This window comes from Tautonia sp. JC769 (assembly GCF_040717455.1).
Classification (GTDB): domain Bacteria; phylum Planctomycetota; class Planctomycetia; order Isosphaerales; family Isosphaeraceae; genus Tautonia.
The window spans coordinates 118,575-142,051 of record NZ_JBFEFH010000007.1; the positions used below are offsets into that span (position 1 = coordinate 118,575).

Sequence of the window (23,477 nt, forward strand, 5' to 3'; positions counted from 1 at the left end):
TCGGGGGAGAGGGTGGCCGCAGGCCGGGTAGGGGGCCGTCGGCCGACCCGCCGAGCGTTGCGATCCCGCCAGTGACCCCTCTCCCCGCAAGCGGGGCGAGGGGGACGGAGTCAGCCCTCGCCCTCACCATGAGAAGAGCGCTGCCTCCTTCGTTACTGCCTACCGCCTACCGCTTACTCTTCCCAGGACTCAACACCATACTCAACACCAGGATCAACACCATCCCGCTCCAGAAGAACCAGCTCGGCATCTCCAGGTTGTGGGCCAGCCACTCGGGCACCTGATCTTTCCAGCCGCCGGTCAGGCGATCCTCCCCCCGATACAGGGCGTGATGGAACCCCGAGCCGATCAGCTTCAACCCGATCCAGCCGACCAGCAAGTACGCCCCGACCGCCAGCCCCTTGAACCGGTTCAGCAGCAGCAGGAAGTACCCGGCCACGAACCGCATCGTGATGATCCCGAGGACCCCACCGATGTAGATCACCCAGGTCTTGAGCGTGAAGAACCCGAACTCGACCTCCTGCAGGCGCTCCGGCATCCCGTCGGCGATCGCCACGGCGGCCAGGATCGAGTCGATCGAGAAGGCGATGTCCGCCATCTCGACCCCCGCGACCGTCGCCCAGAAGCCCCCGCGATGCCGCCGACGCTTCGGAGCGGCCGTCTCGTGCAACGCCGGCGCGGCCTGTTCGCCGGGCACGGTGGTCTCGGTCCCCTGGCTCACGGCGTCCGAGGCCGGCTCGGGCAGGGCGCTCGGCTCCGGCTCGTCGTAATGAGGCTCGTCTTCCCCACTGATCAAATGGCGGACGGCCAGTTGCAGCAGATAGATCCCGCCGACCACCTCCAGTTGCCAGTAATCCAGGATCTTCGCCGCCAGCAAGACGGCGATGAACCGGAAGACGAACGCGCCGATGATCCCGTACCGCAACGCCTTCTTCTGCTGCTCGCGCGGCAGGTGACGCACCATCACCGCCAAGACCAGCGCATTGTCGGCACTGAGCAACCCTTCCAGGGCGATCAACGTCAGGATCGTCCCGCCGAGCGTCATCCAGTCGGCGGTGGTCAGGACCTCAAACAAGGCAGGAAGCTCCGGGAAGGATCACGGCACGACGACGTGGCTCGGGCGGTCGCAGGGCGGGTGGAGGGACATTCCGGCGGGTCGATCGCCGATCGACTTCGACTATCATGGGGACCGACGGCGTCAAAGGTCAATGCGTCCCGGGGCTTCGATCCGATCCGGTCGGAGTGCTCGCCCGGTTCCTCCCGATCCGGCCCCCCAGCCTTCGGAGCTTCGCATGCGACGATCCTCGCCCGCTGAGCCGACGCCGACGCCGACCCAGACGCCGCGTCGAGAGTTCCTGGTCCTCGCCGTGTTGAGTGCCTCGGCCCTCGTCCCTCCCTCCCTCGCCGACGGCTCGAAGCCTTCCGATGATCCGCCCTCTCCTTCGACGTCGCGGCCAGACGCGGACGACCCGAAGCCGGAAGCCGCCGACGACCCGAAGCCCGACCCCGCCCCGCGCCGCGTCGGCCCGACGGTCCGATCGGCCAACGCCCTGGCCGACCAACGCCGCGGATCGCCGGGCGACCCCTACGACGGCTCGATCGACTGGCGGAGCATCCCCGCCTGGCAGCAGACCTCGTTCTTCGGCATCCGGGCCAAAGGGTCCTTCTTCGTCTTCGTCGTCGATTGTTCCGGCAGCATGGACGACGACTCCCGGATCGACCGGGCCCGGCAGGAACTCCGCCGCTGCATCAACGGCCTGCGCTACCCCCAGCGCTTCCTGGTCATCTTCTTCAACGAGCGCTCGATCCCGATGGCCGGCGGCATCCCCCAGTCGGCCGACACGAAGGGGAAGCGGGCCGCGACCGCCTGGCTCAACACGATCGCCCCCGAGGGGGGGACCGACCCCCGGGCCTCGATGAAGCTCGCCCTCGGCCTCCGCCCCGACGCCGTCTTCCTGCTGACCGACGGCGAATTCCCGGGCGGCACCGACACGACCATCCTCACCCGCAACACCGACCGCACCCCGATCCACTGCATCGACCTCGGCGGCGGCCGGGGCTCCGCCCAGCTCCGCGCCATCGCCGACGATTCCGGCGGCCGCTACCTCTCCCGGACCGCGTCCCCCTGATCCGTCATACAACCCGTCCACCCCGTCCGCCCGCTCTTTGACAACCCGACCTCTCCACACCCCCGGCCCGTTGGTTCGGCACGGGGACCATGTTCCGCGACGGCCCCGGTCACTGCCCGGCCGACCGCGAGCCGTTCGGCCCGCCTCGGATCGGCATGCCTTCGGGCAAGGGGCGGGCGGCGATGGTGAAGCCGTACTCGTGCAGGGCGTCCCAGAGCCTCCTGTAGAGCGGGAAGCCGTCCGGATAGACCCAGAGGGTGATGGTCGTCCGCCCCGGATCGAGGCGCTGGAGGACCCGGCCGACCTCCGAGACGGGGGACAGGGCCATCTCGAACGGCTCGCCCCGCTGGGCCCGCGTCGGCACGATCTCGAACCCCTGAAGCCCGAACGAGGCCGAGACCGCCGCCGGCCGCCTCGGGTCGGCCGAGATCCCGACACCCGTCGGCCCGATCTGGTACGACATCGAGAAGGCCCCGATCGGCCCGACCGTCCCGGAGACCCCCCGCGTGTTCAAGCCGGTCATCCGCAGGCGGAGCTTCGCGTCCGCCTGGGCCTTCTCCAGCAATCGGTCGAGGTCGATGAACGCGACCCGATCCCCGCGGATCTCGAAGTGGTACTCCTCGCCGGTGATCGTCCGGGCGACCGGGCTCCGGCTGGTGTTGAGCGCCTCCCTCGGCGGCGGGGCGGCCCCGATCGCGGCGATCACCCGATTCAAGCGGTCGCGCTCCTGCTGCAACACGGCGATGTTGGCGCGGGCCTCGGCCACCCGCTCGGCCTCGCGTCGGAGCCGCTCGGCCGACTCGGCCGCGGTCCGATCGGCCGCCAGGGTCCGGAGCTCGGTCGTCTCCCGTTCGGCGGCGAGCCGGGCCTCCTCCTGTTCGGCCGACCGCAAGGCCGCCTCGACCGCGTTCAACTCCTCCTCGGCCCGGGCCAGGGCGACCGGATCGGGTCCGATCGGCTCGGGTTCCGGCTCCGGTACCGGGTCGGGAAGGGGGGGCGGCTCGGGATCGGGCACCGCCTCCTCCGGCAGGACCTCCGGCACCGGTTCGGCCGGCGGCTCGGCCTCGACCACCGCCGGATCGACCGCGGCGACCGGCTCTGCCTTCGGAATGCGGACGATCCAGGCCCCCAGGCCGACGACCAGCAGGACCAGGGCGGTCGCCTCCAGCAGCACCCGGCCCGGCGATTTCCAGGCGGCCGCCGCGTCCGATCGGTTCGACGATGTGGCCGTGCTCATCACCAACGCTCCGATCCAAAGAGGGAGAAGGTCCTCGGCTGGCTGGCCTGCCAGGTGATCGGCCACTCCGGCCTCGCCAGCTCGACCTGGCTGCGGGCCGACCAGTAGAGGCCGTAGCCCCCCGGCTCGACCAGGAACCGGACCGATGGGACCGGGTCGCTGGCCGGCTGCTTCCGCCGCTCCGACGCCGCGACCGCCTCGATCGCCTTCATCAGCCGCCCGTCATCCTGCTTCACCGTCTCCTCGCTCAGGCGGTAGCCGCCCGGGTGGATCGTCACCCCCTTGCGGCCGCTGGCCACGACCAGCTCGATCCGACGCCGACCGGGACCGGAGCCGAACCCCGATCCGGGACTCGATCCCGACGACGGTGAGGCCGATCCGCCCGGCTCCCCTTCACCGTGATCCCCCGAGGCCGACCGCCGATCCCCCTCGGCCGACGGATCGCCCGGGTTCGGCTCACCCGAGGGCAGCCCGGCCCCGGCCCCCGAGCCGTTCGGCTCGCCGGGCCCGGCCCCCGACACGCCGCCCGATCGGCCCCCGGCCTGGCCATCGCCGTCGAAACCGAGCAGCTCATCCAGGCCCGGCACGGCAAGGCCCGGCCGGCCCGATCCCGGCTCGCCGTCCCGCAGGCCGAGGCCGGTCCCGCCGCCGCCCCCCGGGACGCCTCGCCCCCCGGTTGGATTGCCCGAGCCACCGCCACCGGCCCCCATCCCCGGCCGACCCGCCAGGCCCGACCCGGCCGCGATTCGGGAGCCGGGTTCCGACCGGTCGCCCCCCGGCAGGCCGTCGAGGCCCGGGACCTCCGGCTCGACGATGCTCGACCAGGCCCCTCGGCGGTTGGATCCCGCGGCGATCGACCCCTCAGGCCCGGCGGTGCCGGCGGGGGGAGGCCCCCCCCGGAAGTCGGCCCCCGGGCCTCCCGCCCCGAGCCCCGACTCTCCCGAATGCCCTCCGGGTCCGGGGCCTCGACGGCCGAGGCCAGAGCCGGCCCTCGGCTCGCCGGGCAGGCCGACGGGAGCGTCCGGCACCAGCTCGGCCAGGCTCCGCAGCTCGTCGGCGATCGCGGCCCCTCCGGGATACGAGGGGACGCCCAGGGGACTCGGCTCGCCGATCCCGCCGGCCATCCCCCCTTGGTCGCCGAGGCCGCCGTACCCGCCGTCGCCCCCCAGCCCGGCGAGGCCGGGGTCGTCGCCGGTCGCGGCGGCGGCGTCCCAGTCGGGCGGGTCGGACTGGAGCGAGGCATCGAGCGATTCCCAGATAGTAGGGTCGTCCCAGGCGGGATACTCGACCTCCCAATCCTGGTCGACCAGCTCGTACCCATAAGGGATCCCGACCGCGTCGAGCGACGACCGGGCCTCGTAGAACGGGCGGATGCCGTCGGGCCGGACCACGAACAGGACGTACGCCTCGACCCGCTCGCCGCCGGGTGCCCCTTGCTGTTCGAGCAGGAAGGCCAGCCGCTTGACCGCCGCGCCGAACGGCCCGGACCGGCCGGGCATGGCGGCCAGCTCGACCATCGAGAAGCTCATGCCGCCCGGCTCCATCACGGCCATCCCGTTGCGGCACTCGACCGGGATCGGCCGCCGCCAGGTGCCGGAGGGCCCCCGGTAGGGGAGGATGGCGTAGCCGGGACGCTCGATCTTCCGGCGATGCTGTTGCTCGGCCTGATTCCTCTGGCGTTCGAGCACATCCCGTTCCAGGGCCACCAGTTGCAGCTCGGCCTCCAGTTGCTGGGCCTCGGCCGCCAGGCGGAGCCGACGCCGGTCGGACTCCCTCGCCTCGGTCAGGAATGCCTCGATCCGCCGCCCCGCCTCGGTGACGCTGCCGCCGATCTCGGCCACCCGACGCGAGACCCGATCGACCTTCTCGGCCAGCCTCGCCCGCCTCGCGGCGATCTCGGCCAGGGCCTCGGCCGTCAGGTCGACCGCCGGCGCGGGGACGGGCTCGGGGACGGGTTCCGGGATTGGCTCAGGCTCAGGCTCAGGCTCGGGTTCCGGCTCGGGCGCGGCCTCGGAGGGCGGGACGTCCTCGGCCGGGCCGGTCGCGGTGCCGACGCCCGAGGCGGGCAACGCCACGACGGCCGCGGGAGGCTCCTCCGGCCCGACCCGCTGGTGCGCGGCGATGACCAGGGCGCAGGTCCCCCCGACCCCCAGCACAAACATCAGCAGGGTCAGGGCTTCCAGCAATACGACGGGCACGGCCCGGGCGCGGCCCTCGCCCTGGCCGTCGCCGACGCCCTCGCCCTGTCCCGGATTCCGCTCCCTGTCGGGTCCGTCGCGATCCATCGCGCCTCACCCTCCTGGTTCGATCAAGCCCGGCCGGTCGATCCTGACCGCCCGTCTTCAACGATCGGAAGGTGCGGGGTCTACCTTGAGCAGAGAACCCTGGGATTTGCGGGAACCTGGCTAGATCAAGGAAATTCAGGGAACATGGGCAATCCCTGAAACTCAGACAAGGCGACGCACGACGGCCGGGACGACCAGGGCCAGGGCGAGGGCCAGGCCGAGGCTGAACCCGAGCGGCAGGCCGAGGTTAGGCCCGAACAGGGCGACCAGCGCCGCCCCGAGGGACGCCAGGGCGACCGATCGCCCGGCCGACAGGGAGGAGGCCAGGAGGATCAACGCCGCCAGGCCGGCGCCGACGTAGCGGAAGAGCAGGGCGAGCAGGCGGGGGGCGACCTCAGCCCGGAGCGGCTGGGCCCGGGACGCCTCGGCCTGGAGGGACTGGCGGCGGGCGTCGAGCGACCGGCCGATCTCGGCGAGGTCGAGCTCCTCGGGCGACCGGGCGGCCTCGACCAGCTCCGAAGGGGTTTCCCGGGGGATCAGGCGGTTCTGATGGGCCCAGGCGAGGAACCCGGCCAGCAGGGCCAGGCCGACGAGCAATCGGACGCGAGGGCCGGTCAGGGTGTCCAGCAGGGTGATCGCCCGGCGCCGGAGGCGGTCGAGGGACGTCTCGGCCTCGACCGCGACCAGGGCGGACTCGGGGTCCCGGACCGCCTCGGCCAGCGAGGCGGCGAGGTTGCCGCCGGGCGGGCCTTCGCCGCGTTCGAAGGCCCGGGCGCGGGCGATCAGGGCCGGGCCGATCCGCCACGATCGGCGGCGGGCGGTCAGCTCGGGGACCTCGGCGGCCTGGAGACGGGCCTCTTCGAGGGCGGTCAGGACGGTGCGATCGCGCTCGTCGCGGCGGAGGCTCAGGCGGGTGTCGAGGAAGCGAGCCACCCGGCCGAGCAGCTCGACCCGCAGCAGGCGATCGGGCCAGGGCAACGCCCGACGCTGGGCGACGGCCCGGTAGGCGTCGTCGCCGAAGAGGCCCAGGAAGAGCGGCCCCCAGTGCTCGCCGCCGTGGTCGACGGCGAAGGATCGGACGGCCGGCTCGGTCAGGCCGTGGACGCGGAGGTCCCGGAGCAGGGCCGAGGCCCGCTCGATCGGCTCGCGGCGCTCCTGGGCGAGGCGGTCGTCGATCAAGGCCTCGCGGACCCCGGCCAGGATGGCCGCGACGATCCCCAGGGCGATCATGATGCCGAGCAATCCGGCCGCCTTCAGGCCGAGCAGGCCCAGCACCACCGCCGCGGCGACCGTCGCCAGGTCGCGACCCCGACCGCCGAGGACGAAGCGCCGGACCCGGTCGAACACGGGCCCACCGCGCCGGACCCCTCCCACGATGAACCCGAAGGCGGCGGTCATGAGCATCAGGTGGATCAGGCCGAGGGCCAGGCTCGGCAAGGCGAGCAGCAGGGCGAGCAGGGCTAATGCCCCCGTCCCGCCGTAGAAGCCCAGCGTGACGAGCTTCCGCAGGCGGGCGCTCGGGGCCTCGGCATAAGCCAGGGCGAACGACCGGTAGGCGTCGACCAGCTCTTGCCGGGGGAGGAACGTCTCAGCAGTCGGGGCGCCGACGATCCGCTCCAACTCGGCGACGGCCGGGGCGATCGACCCGAAGCCGCCGTCGGCGGCCGGCAGGCGGAGCCTCCGAATGACGGCGGAAACGCTGGCGGGGACGCGGCGGTTGATCGACTCGGGCGGGGGGGTGTCGGCGGGGTCGGGCGAGCGGCCGGGGGCGGTGCCGGTGAGCCGTTCGTAGAGGACCCGGCCGAGGGCGTCGAGGTCCGACCGCTCGGCCGAGGGGTCGGGGAAGGCGGGCGGCTCGGCCCCCTCGCGGTCTTCCGGGGGGGGTGGGATGCGGCCGAGGCCGGCGAGGATCACCCGGCCGTCGGCCAGCTCGACCAGCGACTCGGGGCCGATGTTGCCGTGGCTCAGGCCGAGGGCGTGCAGGGCCTGGACCGCCCGGGCGGCCTGGAGCGCCTCGCCGACGGCGCGGCGGACGGAGGAGGGGCCGGGGCGGTGCCGGGGTTCGTGGTTCGATTCGGGGGGATCCGGGGCCTCGGCCCGGACGGGGCCGCCGGGGCGTTCGACCAGGGCGAGGCGGCCGCCGAGGGATTCGAACCGCAGGACCTGGGCGAGGTTCGGGTGCCGGACCCGTCCCAGGGCGAACGCCTGACGGGCGAGGCGTTCGGCCCGGATCGGGTCCTCCTCGGAGCGCCGGCCGTCGATCCAGAGCGTCACCGCGTCCCCCTCGCCGGGGGACCAGGCCCGGTAGGAGACGCCCGAGCCGTCCGGCCCGATCGGCCCGAGCACGGCCAGGCCGGCCCGGGCGGCGGGAATCTGCGAGGGTCGGGGGACGCGGATCATGGCTTCGGGAGGCCCTCCGGTCGGGGCGGGCCGGCGCTCGCAGAGGAGGCCCGGGCCGATCGCGACGTCGGGGATCGGCCCGGGGTGCCCGCCACGATGCCACGATACGAGCCGCGGGGCGTCGGGAACAGTCCGTGCTCCCATCGATCCACAATCGGGCGGAACCGGCATGGCGGCCCGGGCGGGAGTCGGGGTATGCTTGGACGCGAGAGAGTCGCCACCGCAGGTCTTGCCACGCTGAACCCGACGATCCGAACGCACGGCCAGGCACGTCCCGTCGAGGAATCCAACCCGCCTCGTCGCGAGCGTCGCCGAGCAGAAGGGGGGACGACTGTGGCCCGATCCGAACGCTACACGATCGTGGTGGCCGACGACGACGACGCCCTGCGCACCGTGACCGCCAACTGCCTGCGGGACGCCGGCATGACCGTCTGGGAGGCGGCCGACGGCAACGAGGCCATCGCTCAGGTGCGGAAGCATCACCCGCACGTGCTCGTGCTCGACCTCTGGATGCCCCGGCGCGACGGGCTGCAGGTGCTGGAAGCCCTGCGGTTCGATCCGCTGGCGATCGGCCTCCAGGTGGTCATCCTGACCGGCGACGGCCAGGCCGACGGCCGATTGCTCGCCCTGGCCGGCGGGGCCTCCCGCATCCTGTTGAAGGGGGGGCCGTTCCAGGACTTGCTGGGGGCCGTCCGCTCGTGTGCCGAGCACGCCCTCAGGCCCCCGTTCGGCCTGGACGACCCCGACCCCGACGACGACGACGACCATCTGGAAGGGTCGGGAGCCGTCCCCGTGTCTCACGACCCTACGCGCGACCTTCACCCCACCAGGCCCGACCTGCCTTGAGCACCGACGCCTACCGGGACTGCCTCGACCGCCTCTACGCCCGGCTCGATTACGAACGGGTCGGCATGCCGGCCTCGGCCGCCTCGACCGAGCTCCGCCTGGCCCGGATGCGGCGCCTGCTCCGCCGGCTGGGCGACCCGCAACGCCACCTGCGGATCGTCCACGTCGCCGGGACGAAGGGGAAGGGATCCACCTCGACGATGATCGCCTCGAGCCTCTCGGCCGGGGGGATCACGACGGGCCTGTTCACCTCGCCGCACCTGCACCGCCTGGAGGAACGGTTCGTCATCGACGGCGCGATGATGGACCCGGGCGACCTGGTCGACCTGTACGAAGCGGTGCTCCCGAGCGTCGAGGAGGTCGAGCGGCGATGGCCGGCGCCGGTCGGCATGACCTTCTTCGAGGTGACGACGGCGATGGGCCTGCTCCACTTCGCCCGATCCGGCTGCCGGGCGGTGGCCCTGGAAGTGGGGATGGGGGGGCGGCTCGACTCGACGAACGTCGTGCGGCCGTCCGTCTCGGTCATCACGTCGATCTCGCTCGACCACGTCCGGCAGCTCGGGCCGACGCTCGGGCACATCGCGGCCGAGAAGGCGGGGATCCTCAAGCGCCGGACCCCGGCGGTGGTCGGCGTGGCCGAGGCGGAGCCGCGGGGGGTGATCCGGCGCATCGCCCGGGCGCGACGCTGCCCGATCCGCCAGATCGGCGTCGATTTCGCGTACTCCTACGAACGGCCGACGCCCCCGCCGGCTCGCCCCGACAACGGCCGGGTGGCCGTCCGGACCTGGAGGCGCGACTGGGGGTCGCTCGCCTGCCCCTTGCCGGGCGAGCACCAGGCGAGGAACCTCGCCGTGGCGGTGGCGGCGCTCGACGCCTTGGGGGAATCGGACCCGACGCTGGATCTGTCGGTCGAGGCGGTCGTGCGGGGTCTGGCCGGCCTGCGATGGCCGGCGAGGGTCGAGGTGGTGGGGGAGGCCCCCTGGCTGGTGATCGACGGGGCGCACAATGTCGCCTCGGCCGGGGCGCTGGCCGAGACGTTGCAGTCGTGCTTCCCGGAGGTCCCCCGCACGCTCGTCTTCGGGACGAGCCGCGACAAGGACCTGCCCGGCCAGCTCCGGGCCTTGCTGCCGATGTTCGGGGCGGTGGTCGCCACCCGGTTCGTCGAGAACCCGCGCGCGGTCGATCCCGAGACGGTGGCCGAGGCCGTCGCGCAGCTCGGCGGCCCCCCGTGCGTGACCGCCGCCGACCCGACGCTCGCCCTGAGCGAGGCCAGGAGGATCACGCCGGGTTCGGGCCTGATCTGCGTGACCGGCTCGCTGTTCCTCGCGGCCGAGGCGAGGGCGTCGGCCCTGGGGCTGAGAGGGGTGCCGGCGGCGCCTCGACTCGTCCCTTGAGTCGCGTCGCCGGCCGGGGAGCGGGGGCTGACGGGGCAAGGGGGGAGGGACGCGGGCGGGCCCAGCGATGCGGCATGCTGGCCGAACGGGATCGATTGCCGGTATGATGCCGGGAGATCCTGCTGGACGCCGCACCCCTCGGAGCCCGCGCCATGACTCTGATCCGGAACCGCTGGACGCCCGTCGTTCCCCTGGCCGCGACCGCGCTGCTGGTCCTGCTCGGCCCGAGCGTCCGGGCCGAGGAGGAGACCGCCAACGCCCTGTCGGCCGAGGAGGTCGCCGCGGGCTGGATCCAGCTCTTCGACGGCGAGACGACCTTCGGCTGGACGGTCAGGGCGGAGAACCCGGCCGAGGCGGTTGCGGTGGTCGACGGGGCCCTGGTCATCCGGGGGCCGGCCGTGGTGCGGACGACCACCGAGTTCGGCCCGAGCACGATCCGATTCGCCAGCCGATACGCGGGGGCGGGCGATGCGCTGATGGCCTTGATCCGGCCCGACACGAAGCCCGCCGCGCTCTTGGTCCTCGGCTCGGATGGCCCGACCGCGCCGGACAGTTGGGATCGCTACGAGGTGACCGCCGACGCCGAGGGGATCGACGGGAGGACGGAGACCCGGGACGGCGAGTTCCTCGCCGCCGGGGTGTTCCGGGAGAAGTACCTCGTGTCCGGCCCGGTGCGGCAGGCCGTCGGGTTCCGCGTGGGAGAGGGGGCGACCTTGATGCTCCGCGATGTGGAGCTGAAGCCCGAGGCGATGGAACCCCTTTTCAACGGCGAGGACCTGACGGGCTGGAAGGTGCTCGACGGCGGGGAGTCGGTCTATTCGGTGACGGATGAAGGATATTTGAACGTGTCGAACGGCCGGGGGGACATCCAGACCGAGGGGCAGTACGACGACTTCATCCTGCAACTCGACATCTTCTCGAACGGCGAGCACCTGAACAGCGGCATCTTCTTCCGGGCGATCCCGGGGGAGTTCTGGAGCGGGTACGAGTCGCAGATCCGCAACGAATACGAGGGTGACGACCGCACCAAGCCGGTCGATTACGGCACGGGGGCGATCTATCGCCGGGTGGCCGCGCGGAAGGTGGTGGCCGACGACTTCGAGTGGTTCACCAAGACCTTGATCGCGCACGGCAACCACTTCGCCGTCTGGGTGAATGGATATCAGGTGACCGACTGGCACGACGACCGTGAGCCGGCCGACAACGGGCGCAACGGATTCAAGGCGGCGCCGGGGGTCATCAGCATCCAGGGGCACGACCCGACGACGGACCTGAGCTTCCGGAACATTCGCATCGGCGAATTGCCGGGCGAGGAGTGACCCAGGAGGAGAAGGCGGCCGGGCCGGCGGGGTCGGCGAGCACGCCCGAGTTGAGGCAGGTTGCCGACGCGGCGACAATGAGGGGGAGAGGTCGGTCGGCGCGAACGATCAGACAGGGGGTTGTGTCGTCGTTCGCGACGCATCGAGCCATCGAATTGCATCGAACTGAATCGAATCGGAAAGGCAAGAGGCAGATGAACGGAGCACGCTGGGCGCGGATCGGGGCCGTCCTGGGCGCCGTGGCGGTGATCGCCGGGACGTTCGGGGCGCATGGGCTGGAGGGGAGGGTGGATCCGGACGCGCTGGAGACTTTCGAGATCGGCGTGCGCTACCAGATGTATCATGCCCTGGCCCTGCTGGCCGTGGGGTTGCTGGCCCTGCGAACCGGGCCGAGCCGGCTGATCGAGGCCTCGGGGTGGCTGTTCCTCTTCGGTTCGATCGTCTTCCCGGGGACCCTGTACCTGCTGGTGCTCGCCGGCGGCACGGCCAACTGGCTGGGGATGATCACGCCGATCGGCGGGGTGGGGTTCGTCTTCGGCTGGATCGCGCTGGCCGCGGCCTGCCGGGCCGACCGCCTCGGGCCCCCGAAGGAATGCCTCGACGGCGGCGCGACCCGGGTGGGCGCCCAGGATCCGCAGCGGGTCGCCTGACGATTCGAGCAACACGAATATTCATTACACAGGAGTCCCATGCACACCTATATCGTGACGGTCACGGCCGCCGACCGCGTCGGGATCGTCCACGCGGTCACCGGGTCGATTTCCGATCAGGGCGGGAACATCATTGAATTGAGCCAGACGGTCCTCCGGGGCTACTTCACGATCATCCTGGCCGCCGCCTTTCCGGAGGTGATTGACCCCCGAGCGCTCCGCGATGCGATCGTCGCCCGTGGCGAGCGGTTCGACCTGAAAGTCGCCGTCTTGCCCGATGAGGGGCACCACGTGGACCCGGTGCCCGGCGGCGATCGGTTCATCCTGACCGTGCTGGGGCAGGACAGCCCGGGGAATATCTACCGGATCGCCGGCAAGCTGGCGGACCGGGGGGTCAATATCGTCGACCTGCACGCGAGGTCGGACGGCCCGAACTTCCGATTGATCATGGAAGCATTCTTGCCTCCCCAGGTGAAGCCGGCCGAGCTGCGATCGGACCTGGAGCAGTTCGGCGCGGGGCTGGGCATGGAGGTGTTCGTGCAGCACGAGGACATTTTCCTGGCCACCAACGAGCCGCGCCCGGTCCGGGTCGGTTCGAGCCGCAATCCCGAGGGGAGCGACGTCGTTGTACCGCACTGAGGACGTTCTCACCACGCTGGGCATGGTCCGGCAGCACAAGCTCGACGTCCGCACCGTGACGATGGGCGTGGACTTGCAGAGCTGCGGATCTCCGGATGTCTCGATCCTGTGCGACCGCATCCGCGCCCGCCTGCTGCACTACGCCGGGCGGCTCCGCGAGGTCTGCCAGGAGGTGCAGGGGCGCTACGGCATCCCGATCGTGAACCGGCGGATCGCCGTCAGCCCGATCGCGGGGGTCGCCGCCGGGCACGACACCGAGGGGTTGATCGCCGTCGCCCGGACCCTCGACGCCACGGCGGCCGAGGTGGGCGTGGACCTCGTCGGCGGCTTCACCGCGCAGGTGCAGAAGGGGTGGACCGAGGCGGAGAAACGCCTGATCGAGGCATTGCCGCTCGTGCTCTCGACGACGCAGCGGGTCTGCTCGTCGGTCAATGTCGGCACGACGGCGGCGGGCATCAACATGGATGCGATTGCCCTGCTCGGTCATGTGCTCAAGGACACGGCCGAGCGGACGCGGTCGCACGACGGGTTCGGGTGTGCCAAGCTGGTGATCTTCGGCAACGCCCCGACCGACAACCCCTTCATGGCCGGCGCCTTCCACGGAGCGGGGGAGCCGGACTGCGTGATCAACATCGGCGTCAGCGGCCCGGGGGTGGTGAAGGCGGCGGTCGAGGACCTCGTCACCAACGCCAAGGCCCGCCCGACGCTGGGCGAGATCGCCGAGGAGATCAAGAGCACCGCCTTCCGCGTCACCCGGGTGGGGGAGTTGATCGGCCGCGAGGTGGCGGCGCGGCTCGGCGTGGCGTTCGGCATCGTCGATCTCTCGCTCGCGCCGACCCCGGAGGTGGGGGATTCGGTCGGCGAGATTTTGCAGGTGATGGGGGTGAAGCGGCTGGGTGCCCCCGGCTCGACCGCGGCCCTGGCGCTGCTCAACGACGCGGTGAAGAAGGGGGGGAGCTTCGCCAGCTCCAGCGTCGGCGGCCTGTCGGGCGCGTTCGTCGCGGTGAGCGAGGACGCGGCGCTGGCCGACGCCGTCGCCTGCGGCGACCTGACCCTGGCGAAGCTCGAGGCGATGACGGCGGTCTGCTCGGTCGGTCTTGATATGATCGCCGTCCCGGGCGACACCGACGCCGAGACCCTCGCCGCCCTGATCGCCGACGAGGTCGCCATCGGCGTCATCAACCACAAGACGACCGCCGTGCGGGTCATCCCCGTCCCCGGCAAGGGCCCGGGCGATCGCGCCGTCTTCGGCGGGCTCTTCGGCGAGATGGACATCCTGCCCATCCACGCCGCCGGGGGCAGCACCGCGTTCGTGCAGCACGGGGGGCGGATCCCGGCCCCGTTGTCGAGTTTGCGGAACTGATCCGAACGCGTTCGATCTTGACGCCGGCCGCCGATTGTGCGACTCACATCATCGCATGCCGCCCCCCCGATGACCGAGGGGGGCGGCCCCCACCCCCGGCGAAGGATCGACCGATGCGCTTCCGCTCCGGGCCCCGGACGGCCCTGCTGACCCTCATCACCCTCTCCTGGAACGCCGCCGTCGCCGACGGATCGGCGATCCGCTATCAGTTCCGGGGGACGATCGACGGCCTCCTGACCGGCGACGACGACATGGGAGGCGTCCGACATCACGACCGATTCGAGGCCGCCGGGTCGGAGTTCGGGGTCGGCGACCCGTTCGACGCCACGCTGGTCGTCCGGCAGATCCCGCCGTCCGACGCCGTTCGGGATCACACGGGCGAATTCCTCTCGTACCGCCTGGGCGGGGGGGACTCGACCTTCGAGGTCGCCGTCGGGGGCCGGACATTCGGCCGTTCGGCCCGAGGCGGCGACCTGTTCCTCAACGTCCAGAGCAGCCCGTACAGGAAGGCCTTCGACGGCTACCAGCAATTCGGGGAGGTCGACCCGACGGTCGCGTGGTCGGTCGCCGACTTCGACCTCGCCGGGACCTCCTCGGACCTGTTCCGCGACCCGGGGATGCCGACCCTGCTGCCCATCGATGCCTTCACGGGCCCGCCGCCGTTCTTCAGCCGCCGTTTCCTCCTCCAGCTCGGGTTCGAGGAAGGGGGGTGGCTCGAACTGACGGCCGTCATCGACGCGATCGAGGTCACGATTGAGGACGACCCGGTACCGGGCGGGCCGATCGGCCCCGGCCCGGCCGACCCCTCGACGCCCGTGCCCGAGCCTGGGATGATGACCCTGTTCGGCGGGATGGCGCTGGCCGTGCTGGCCCGGCGCCGCCTCCGGGGTCCCTCGGCCGGCTGACCCGGGCGGCCCGGCCTCGAAGGTGCCCGCCGCGATCGGGGTCCTCCTCTCCCCCCGCTTCGATCTCGCCACGCCCTTCGACTCGCCGCCCCGCCGAGGACTCCCATGAGACGACACCTCAGAGTGATGATCGCGTTGGTGTTCCTGTCTGCGCCCTGCGTCGCTGGAGACGACCTGCTCACCGTCGCCGAACGCAGCGACTTCGAGGCCACCGCCCGGTTCGACGAGGTGGTCGAACTCTGTCGGACGCTCGACGAGCGTTCGGACCTGGTCCGCCTGACGACCCTCGGCACGACCGTCGAGGGGCGATCGATCCCCGTCATGATCGTCGGCGACCCGCCGGTGGCCTCGGCCGAGGAGGCGAAGGCGTCGGGCAAACTGGTGGTCCTGGCGATCGGCGCCATCCACGGGGGGGAGGTCTGCGGCAAGGAGGCCCTGCTCATGCTCGTCCGCGACTTCACGGACGAGCCGGGGCATCCACTCCTGCAGGACGTGATCCTGTGCGTGGCCCCGGTCTTCAACGCCGATGGGGCGGAGCGATTCTCGACCGAGAACCGGTGGGGTCAGGACGGGCCGGCGCAGGGGACGGGCACGCGAGGGAACGCGGACGGGCTGGACCTGAACCGCGATTTTATCGCGCTGATGGCACCGGAGACGCGGGGATTGGTCCGGTTCCTCGGCGAGTGGGACCCGCACCTGTTCATCGACACGCACACGACGAATGGATCGGCCCACCGATACCTGATCACGTACGACGGCCCGAAGAATCCGGCCACCCATCCCGACATCCTCTCCTTTTCTCGGGAAACGTTCCTACCGGGGGTGGCCGATGCCTTCCACGAGGCGACCGGGGAGCACGCCTTCTTCTACGGGAATTTCGAACGCGATCACGCCGAGTGGACGACGTATCCGGCCAATCCACGGTTCGGGACGACGTACGTGGGCCTGCGCAATCGCCTCTCCATCCTTTCGGAAGCCTATGCGTATGCCCCGTTCGAGGACCGCGTGACCGGGACGCTTGCCTTCGTCCGATCGGCGCTGGAGCAGGCCGCCGATCACCGGGAGGAGATCCATTCACTGCTCGATCGCGCCCGATCGGAGACGACCAATGCCGACGACCCCGCCATCCCGATCCGTTCCGAGGCCCGGCCGTTCGATGAGCCGGTGACGATCCTCGGCTTCGAGGAATCGGCCGGGGCCAGGCCCTCGGAGAGTTACGCCGCCGGGGTGCCGAAGGACTACGAGGCCGCGTTCGTGGCCCGATTCGAGCCGACGAAGACCGTACGGCGGCCGTTCGCTTACGCGATTCCTCCCGGACATGACGCGGCAATCGCCACGCTCGGACGGCACGGGATTGACCGCGAGCACCTTCGCGAGGACATCGAGGTTGAGGCCGAGATCGCGACCCTGGACGCGGTTCGCCGGAACGGGGGCGGGTATCACGGCCCTGCGTCGATCGAGGCCGAGGTAACGGTGGAAACGGCCTCGCGGCGTGTGCCGGCCGGATCGGTGATCGTCCGAACGGCGCATCCGCTCGGCACGCTGGCGAGCTATCTCCTGGAGCCGGAGTCGGATGATAATCTGATGACCTGGGGATTCTTCGGTGATGAACTTGCGGCGGGAGACGAATTCCCGGTTCTCCGGCTGGTGAATGAGGTTGGTCTGCTGACGGTACCGGAGGTGCAGGATGACGAGGAGGAGCGGAGGCCGATCACCTTCGACGTGTTGAATGGCGGGGATCGGCCCGATTTCAACGGCTCGCCCGCCTCGGTGCGGTGGCTCGACGGCGAGCATTATCTTCAATCGAGGGACGGCCGCCTGATGAAGGTCGATGCGGCCAGCGGCGAGGCCGAGCCCTATCTCGATGCCGAGCCGATTGCCAAAGCCCTAGCCACCTTGCCGACCATAGGCGAGGATGCCGCCGAAGGCCTGGCCCGACGCGCCATCGCGGGCTACTCGGCGAACGATCCGGGCGTCTTGATCTCATATGGCGATGATCTGTACTTCGCCACGATCGACGGGTCGGAGGCGAATCGACTGACCAGCACGCCGGGCGAGGAGGAGATGGCCGAGTTCAGCCCCGACGGGCGATTCGTCGCCTTCGTTCGCAGCAACGATCTCCACGTCGTTGATCTGGAGACGGCCACCGAGCGAGCCCTGACGACCGGCGGCAGCGATCGGGGCCGGAACGGGAAGGCGGTCTGGGTCTACTTCGAGGAGTTGTTCGACCGGAGCTGGAAGGCCTTCTGGTGGAGCCCCGACGGCGAGCACCTCGCCTTCCTCCGGCTCGACGATCGCCCGTTGGACATGCACACCGTGCTCGACGACACCGGCCCGAGGCGGACGGTCGAGGACACGCCGTACCCGTTCGCGGGCGACCCGAACCCGAGGGTCGCGCTCGGCATCGTCGCGGCCCGAGGGGGGGAGCCGCGCTTCGCAGATCTCTCGCGATACCTGGAAGACTCGTTCCTCATCAGCCATGTCGGGTGGGAGCCGGATGGGAAGGCGGCGCTGGCGTATATTCAGAATCGGACGCAGACGTGGCTGGATGTGCTCCGCGTGCCGACCTCGGGCGGGGCGCCGACGAGGCTGTTCCGGGATCAGACGGAAGCCTGGATCACCAGCCCGGGCGACCCGATCGGGCTGCCCGACGACACCTTCCTCTGGCTGAGCGAGCGCGACGGCTGGCAACACCTGTACCACTACGAGGCCGACGGCACCTTGATCAAGCAGGTGACGATGGGCGAGTGGGAGGTGCGGAAGGTCGAGCACGTTGATCCGGAAGCCCGTGTGGTGTTCGTCACCGGGACGATGGACAGTCACATCGCGGAGAACCTGTACCGGGTGTCGCTCGATGACCTCTGCGTCGATCGGCTCACGACCGAATCGGGTCATCATACGGTGCGGGTCGCCCCCGACGGGAAGCACTTCGTGGATACGTGGTCGAGCGTGACGACGCCGGCGAAGGTTGCGCTGCGCTCGACGGAAGACGGTGCGCTCGTGCGGATGATCGACGACAACCCGGTCCCCGATGTCGAGCGGTACCGATTCGGCCCGAGGGAACTGGTGCAGATCGAGACGCCGGACGGCTTTTTGCTCGAAGGGGAGGTGATCCTGCCGCCCGACCTGGACGAGTCGAAGATGTACCCGGTCTGGTTCCAGACCTATGCCGGGCCGCACTACCCGACGATCCAGGACTCGTGGGCCGGCGGCCGGGCGCAGGACCAGGCGCTCGCGTCGGAGGGGTTCATCGTCTTCCGGGCCGACCCGAGGAGCGCCAGCGGCAAGGGGGCAGTCTCGGCCTGGACGGCGTACAAGAGGCTCGGCGTTCCGGAGCTGGAGGACATCGAGACGGCGATCGACTGGATCAAGGAACGCACCTATGTCGATCCGGACCGGATCGGCATGACCGGGCACAGCTACGGCGGGTTCATGACGGCGTATGCGCTGACCCACAGCGACCGGTTCGCCGCGGGGATCGCGGGCGCCCCGGTCACCGACTGGCGGAACTACGACACGATCTACACCGAGCGCTACATGCTCACGCCCCAGGAGAATCCCGAAGGCTATGCCGAGACCTCGGTGGTCGAGGCGGCGAAGGACCTGAAGGGGAGGTTGCTGATCGCCCACGGCGCGAAGGATGACAACGTGTCGGTGCGCAATGCGTATCAACTCATCCACAACCTCCAGCAGGCGGCCCGGCCGTTCGAGCTGATGATCTACCCGGAGGCGAGGCACGGGATCTACGGCGAGCACTACGCGAACCTCCGCCTCGAATTCATCCGCCGGACCCTGGGCGGCGGGCCGAAGGATCGCTCGACCGAGGCGGAGGCTCCGGTCGGGGCGACGACGGGGGAGGGCAAGTGAGGTGATCGGTCGGATCGAGGTGTCCCCGGTCGGCGATTGCGGTACACTGGGTCGAGGGCATTCCCGATCGTTGTCGTCGAGATCAACCCGACGGAGCATGCCGTGATCCGATTCCTCGCCCCCGCCCGAACCCGACGAGAGCCCGCGACGCGCCGCGAATTCCTCAGGATCGGCGGGCTCGCGGGCCTCGGCTCGCTCGGCCTGGCCCGCGGTGCGTCCGGACGCGGCGAGACGTCGGGGCCGGGGTTCGGCAAGGCCCGATCGGTGATCCTCGTGTATGCGAACGGGGGCCAGAGCCAGTTCGAGACGTGGGACCCGAAGCCGGAAGCCCCTCGCGAGATCCGGGGCGCGTTCGATGCGATCGCGTCGAGGGTGCCAGGCACGATGGTCTGCGAGCACCTGCCGAGGCTCGCGAGCCTGGCCGATCGGTACGCGATCCTCCGGAGCGTTTCGCACGATGACCTCGACCACGGGTCGGCCGCCTACCTCGCGCTGACGGGGCGGTATCACCCGAGGAAGTCGTCGAATCCCTTACCATCGCCGAACGATTTCCCCACGCTGGGGGCGGTGCTGAAGCGGGTCAGGCCCTCGGAGTCGAGCCCGTACACGGCGGCTCACATCAACATGCCGGTCGTGGTGCCCGAACTGCCCGCGCCGGGGCAGGACGGCGGCTTCCTGGGCCGGGCCGACGCGCCGCTGGTGGTGGGCGACCCGACCGATCCCGAGGGGTCGTTGCCCGACCTGGAATTGCCCGACGCCGTCCCCACTGTCCGGATGGAGGCCCGCCGGTCGTTGCTGGAGGCGATCGAACGGGCCCGGCGCGAGGCGATGGGGGTCGCCGGGACCGACGAGCATCAGGCCATGTATCGGAATGCCTATGCGATGCTCTCGGACCCGAGCGTCCGCCAGGCGTTCGACCTGGCGGCCGAGCCGGATCGGGTCCGCGAGCGCTACGGGGCGTTCCGCTCGGGCCAGGCGTGCTTGCTGGCGAGGCGACTGGTCGAGGCGGGTGTCCCCTGGATCACGGTCTCGTGGAACCATTCGGCACGCGGGCAGGACCGCCGGCCCGACGAGTTCGACTGGCTCGGGTGGGACACGCATAACGATATTTTTGACGTGATGGAACAATTACTTCCCCGGTTCGACTGGAGCCTGTCGGCCTTGCTGGAGGACCTGGACGAGCGGGGATTGCTCGACGAGACCCTGGTCGTCTGCATGGGGGAATTCGGCCGGGCGCCCCGGGTGGCGTTGGAGCCGAGGTTCTCCGGGGCGTCGCCGGGTCGGAAGCACTGGGCGAATGCCTATTCGATCCTGGTCGCGGGCGCGGGGACCGCGCGGGGGAGCGTGGTGGGGGGGACGGATCGGATGGGAGCCTATCCGACCTCGGATCGGGTCGGCCCGTGGGACGTCGCGGCGACCATGTTCGCGAGTCTGGGGGTGGACCCGGACGGCGAGTATCGCGACCCGCTCAACCGGCCCTTCCCGGTCACCGTCGGCAAGCCGATCTCGGCGCTCTATCGCTGATCCCTAATCCCCCGCATACGGCTCGACGCGCCGGATGATCGCCTCGACGGCGGATCGGGCCGCGTCGTCCGGGGAGCGGCTCAGGGCGTTGCGGGCATTGTCGAGGGCGACGTCGGCCCGACCGGCATCGAACTCGACGAGGGCGAGGCCGAAGTGGGCGTCGAAGAGGTCGGGGTCGTCGCGAAGGGCCTGGCGGTAGGCGTCGCGGGCGGCGTCCAGGTCGTCTTCGGCGTAGAAGGTGGCGGCGACCCGGGCCTGGCGGAGGGCCGGGTCCGGGGGATCGGCCACGGCCTGCCAGGACGATCGGGCCCGGTCCGGGTGGCCCAGGTGCATCTGCAGCGAGGCGATGCGGTCGGCGGTCGGCCAGTCGCTCTCGGCGGGGGGATACTGCTCTTCCAGCAAGTCGACGGCCGACTCCACCCGGCCGGAGTCGAGCAGGGCATCGACGCTGCGGCGGATGCGATCGCCATTGGAGACGTCGATCCGGGGCTCGCGGCCGAGCTGGGCCCTCAGGCGTGCCAGTTGGGCCCGCGAGGCGTCGCGAGAGGTCGCCTGCTGGGGAGAGCGGGGCGGGCGGGCGGCCGATCGCTCGAGCAAGGGGAGGGCGACCTCGGTCATCCCCCCCTGGAGGGAGAGGCCGAGCAGGGCCGACAGGGCAATTTGCTCATCGGGGTTGCGCCTGAGGGCCTGGCGGGCGAAGGCGGCGACCCGAGCCCGGTGGACGTCAGCGACGGGGTCGAACGGGCGGAGGTAGCGGCGGTCGGGCCCGGCCATCCCCAGCCCGGGGACCCGGCCCAGTTCGAGGGCGGCGGCGTAGGCCCAGGGTTCGGCGGCGTCGGGCAGGCGACGGCGGGTCTCCCGGGCGCGGTCGAGGCCGAGGGGGATGAGGACGGCGGCCTGATCGGGTCGGCCTCGCTGCTCGAGCAGGACGAGGACGAATTTGCTCAGGCCCTTGGTGGAGGCTTGCCACTCGGCGTCGAGGGTCGGGGGCGAGGGGTCGGGCTGGGTGCCGAAGTGGCGGCCGAGGAAGTCGACGGCGGGGAAGTCGGCCGAGCGGGCGTCGGACTCGTGGACGAAGACCGAGGCCAGCTCATCGAACCAGACGCAGCGCCACGAGGCATCGAGCAGGAACGAGATGCCGACCCGGGTGGCCAGGTCGTGGTCGGCCAGCACGACCGGGTTGCCGGCCTGCTCGAGCAGGGGCTTCCAGGGGGAGCGGGGGTCGTCGGTGGCGACCGCTCGGCTCAGATTCGAATAGGCGCGGTACTGATCGGGGCCCATCACTTCGAGCCGGGGGTCGACGAAGACCTTCCGCTCGGGGCCGTGGTGATAGATGAACAGGGCATCGTGGCCGATGTGGAACCCGAGGAAGCGCGGGGGCAGCCCTTCGCTGCCGGCGAACTCGACGGCGCGGTGCGGGAACCAGGCGGGTTCCTCGCCCAGGCCGATGGTGCGGCCCTCTTCGGCCAGGTCGTAGAGCCGTCCCGTGGCCACGGTGGCGAGCAGGGCGAGGGTGACACCGAGCGCGACGAGCCTCGGCCAGAGGCGAGGGGTCGCGTCCCGTCCCCGGTCGGCGCGGCGGCGGAGCACCGCGGCGGCCCACTCGCCGAAGTTCCAGGCGGTGACGGTGCCGACGATCGCGGCGAACTGGTGGCTGTTGCGGGTCGCCTGCCAACTGAGGGCCGTGAAGGCGAGGAAGAGGAGCAGGCGGAAGGGCCGGAGCGACCAGGAGGGCTCGCTCAGGTGTTCACGTTGGGCGGCGCGTCGGGCCGAAGACTTCGCCTTTTTCCCCTTGCTCTTCTTCGGGCGCTCGGGGGGCTCGGGGGCGGCGGAGGGAGGCTGCCGGAGGTCGCTGAGCCGGGCCGTGCCCTGCCAGAGGAACGGGAGGATGAAGCTGAGGCCGCCGAGCGTGGCAACCGTCAGGTGGACCATGAGCATGAAATGCGGATAGCCGGCCGACTCGGCGATCAGGCGGGGGATCGAGCTGAGTTCGGCAATCTCTTGCTTGAAGATCGGATCATTCAAGGTGCCGAACAGCAAGTCGGTCAACGGGAAGAGGGCGCCCCGGAGGCCGTAGGGGTTCATCAGGCAGGCGAGGCCGACGAGGGCCGTCACCCCCAGGGCGATCCGCCACCAGCGGCGGCGATCGGGGCCGAACGCATTCGGGCGCAAGGCGGCATCGATCAGCGCGAAGCCGAGCAGGATGGGGCCGAAGACGAACAGACCTTGCGTGTTGACCCAGCAGGCCTGCGTGACGGGCAGGATCAGCCCGAGCCACGGCCGCCGATCCCAGCGGAAGAGGACCGCCAAAAAGATGGAAATGTAGAGGAGCGTCAAGGTTTCCGGGCGGATGTACATGCGGCCGCCGAGCAGGACCAGGGCGGGCAGCCAGGCCAGGACCATCACCCAGAGGGGCCACTCCTTGCGTTTTGCGGTCACGAGGAGCAGGACGGCGACGGTCGTGATGACGCACTTGGCCAGGTTCAGGAAGACGACCCCGCCGCGTTCGAACCCGTAGCTGAGGAGGAGCTGGAACCCCCAGTGCAAGTCGATCCAGGAGCGATCGGGGACGGTGTAGGTATACAGGTCGGTGCGGGGGATCGCGCCGGTTTCTCGGATCAGATCCCCCGTGCGGAGGTGCCACCAGAAATCGACGTCCTTGAGCGGGAAGACGCCCAGCAGGAATGTGACGGCGGCGAACGCGAGCAGGATGGCCCCATCGGCCAGGCGGAGCCGGGCCGGATCGGCGGGGGCGGGGGTTTCACCGGGAGTGCTGGCCCGCGTCGGGACGGGAATCGTGGGCACGGACGGACCTCGACTCGGACGAAGGGGGCGATGACGCGGGCGATCCGAAGGAGAGGTTTTCGCCCTGGTTTCGAGACCTCAACGGCGTGGGGTCCGGACTGGCGGCCCTTGCCG

At 71.0% G+C, this 23,477-nt stretch carries 15 protein-coding genes; 10 read left to right on the plus strand and 5 right to left on the minus strand.

Features of this window, described 5'->3' with window-relative positions:
• Window positions 1-166: 166 nt before the first annotated feature.
• Window positions 167-1,075, minus strand: coding sequence for a TerC family protein (locus AB1L88_RS09670; protein WP_367096444.1), 909 nt, complete (start codon window positions 1,073-1,075; stop codon window positions 167-169).
• Between the two features lie 217 nt (window positions 1,076-1,292).
• On the opposite strand from AB1L88_RS09670, the gene AB1L88_RS09675 reads away from it, so the two are divergent.
• Window positions 1,293-2,129, plus strand: coding sequence for a VWA domain-containing protein (locus AB1L88_RS09675; RefSeq protein ID WP_367096445.1), 837 nt, complete (start codon window positions 1,293-1,295; stop codon window positions 2,127-2,129).
• Between the two features lie 109 nt (window positions 2,130-2,238).
• On the opposite strand, the gene AB1L88_RS09680 is transcribed toward AB1L88_RS09675, so the two are convergent.
• The 3 genes from AB1L88_RS09680 to AB1L88_RS09690 form a co-directional block, all read right to left on the minus strand.
• The gene (locus AB1L88_RS09680; RefSeq protein WP_367096446.1) at window positions 2,239-3,366 is read right to left on the minus strand and encodes a hypothetical protein; all 1,128 of its coding nucleotides are present in this window, start codon (window positions 3,364-3,366) and stop codon (window positions 2,239-2,241) included.
• Window positions 3,366-5,651, minus strand: coding sequence for a hypothetical protein (locus AB1L88_RS09685; RefSeq protein WP_367096447.1), 2,286 nt, complete (start codon window positions 5,649-5,651; stop codon window positions 3,366-3,368). The genes AB1L88_RS09680 and AB1L88_RS09685 overlap by 1 nt, the downstream gene beginning before the upstream one ends.
• Window positions 5,652-5,813: 162 nt before the next feature.
• Window positions 5,814-8,051, minus strand: a complete 2,238-nt coding sequence (locus AB1L88_RS09690) for a hypothetical protein (RefSeq protein WP_367096448.1) — start codon at window positions 8,049-8,051, stop codon at window positions 5,814-5,816.
• Window positions 8,052-8,384: 333 nt separating this feature from the next.
• On the opposite strand from AB1L88_RS09690, the gene AB1L88_RS09695 reads away from it, so the two are divergent.
• From AB1L88_RS09695 to AB1L88_RS09735, 9 genes are all read left to right on the plus strand, one after another.
• A complete protein-coding gene (locus AB1L88_RS09695) occupies window positions 8,385-8,897 on the plus strand; it encodes a response regulator (protein ID WP_367096449.1) in 513 nt (170 codons plus the stop codon).
• Window positions 8,894-10,291: a Mur ligase family protein gene (locus AB1L88_RS09700; protein WP_367096450.1), complete on the plus strand. Its 1,398-nt coding sequence runs from the start codon at window positions 8,894-8,896 to the stop codon at window positions 10,289-10,291. Before AB1L88_RS09695 ends, AB1L88_RS09700 begins: the two co-directional genes overlap by 4 nt.
• A gap of 152 nt (window positions 10,292-10,443) precedes the next feature.
• Window positions 10,444-11,610: a DUF1080 domain-containing protein gene (locus AB1L88_RS09705; RefSeq protein ID WP_367096451.1), complete on the plus strand. Its 1,167-nt coding sequence runs from the start codon at window positions 10,444-10,446 to the stop codon at window positions 11,608-11,610.
• Between the two features lie 194 nt (window positions 11,611-11,804).
• On the plus strand, window positions 11,805-12,260 hold the full coding sequence (locus AB1L88_RS09710; protein ID WP_367096452.1) for a DUF423 domain-containing protein: 456 nt from the start codon (window positions 11,805-11,807) through the stop codon (window positions 12,258-12,260).
• A 39-nt stretch (window positions 12,261-12,299) separates the two neighbouring features.
• Window positions 12,300-12,899, plus strand: a complete 600-nt coding sequence (locus AB1L88_RS09715) for an ACT domain-containing protein (protein WP_367096453.1) — start codon at window positions 12,300-12,302, stop codon at window positions 12,897-12,899.
• Window positions 12,886-14,262, plus strand: a complete 1,377-nt coding sequence (locus AB1L88_RS09720) for a PFL family protein (protein WP_367096454.1) — start codon at window positions 12,886-12,888, stop codon at window positions 14,260-14,262. The genes AB1L88_RS09715 and AB1L88_RS09720 overlap by 14 nt, the downstream gene beginning before the upstream one ends.
• Before the next feature lie 113 nt (window positions 14,263-14,375).
• Entirely contained in the window at window positions 14,376-15,167 is a 792-nt protein-coding gene (locus AB1L88_RS09725) for a hypothetical protein (protein ID WP_367096455.1), read from the plus strand.
• Window positions 15,168-15,272: 105 nt separating this feature from the next.
• Window positions 15,273-19,034 (plus strand): DPP IV N-terminal domain-containing protein, encoded by a 3,762-nt coding sequence (locus tag AB1L88_RS09730; RefSeq protein ID WP_367096456.1) that lies wholly within the window; start codon window positions 15,273-15,275, stop codon window positions 19,032-19,034.
• A 102-nt stretch (window positions 19,035-19,136) separates the two neighbouring features.
• Entirely contained in the window at window positions 19,137-20,558 is a 1,422-nt protein-coding gene (locus AB1L88_RS09735) for a DUF1501 domain-containing protein (RefSeq protein ID WP_367096457.1), read from the plus strand.
• A gap of 3 nt (window positions 20,559-20,561) precedes the next feature.
• Here the strand turns inward: AB1L88_RS09735 and AB1L88_RS09740 are convergent, their stop codons facing one another.
• Window positions 20,562-23,363: a tetratricopeptide repeat protein gene (locus AB1L88_RS09740; protein ID WP_367096458.1), complete on the minus strand. Its 2,802-nt coding sequence runs from the start codon at window positions 23,361-23,363 to the stop codon at window positions 20,562-20,564.
• Window positions 23,364-23,477: the final 114 nt, after the last annotated feature.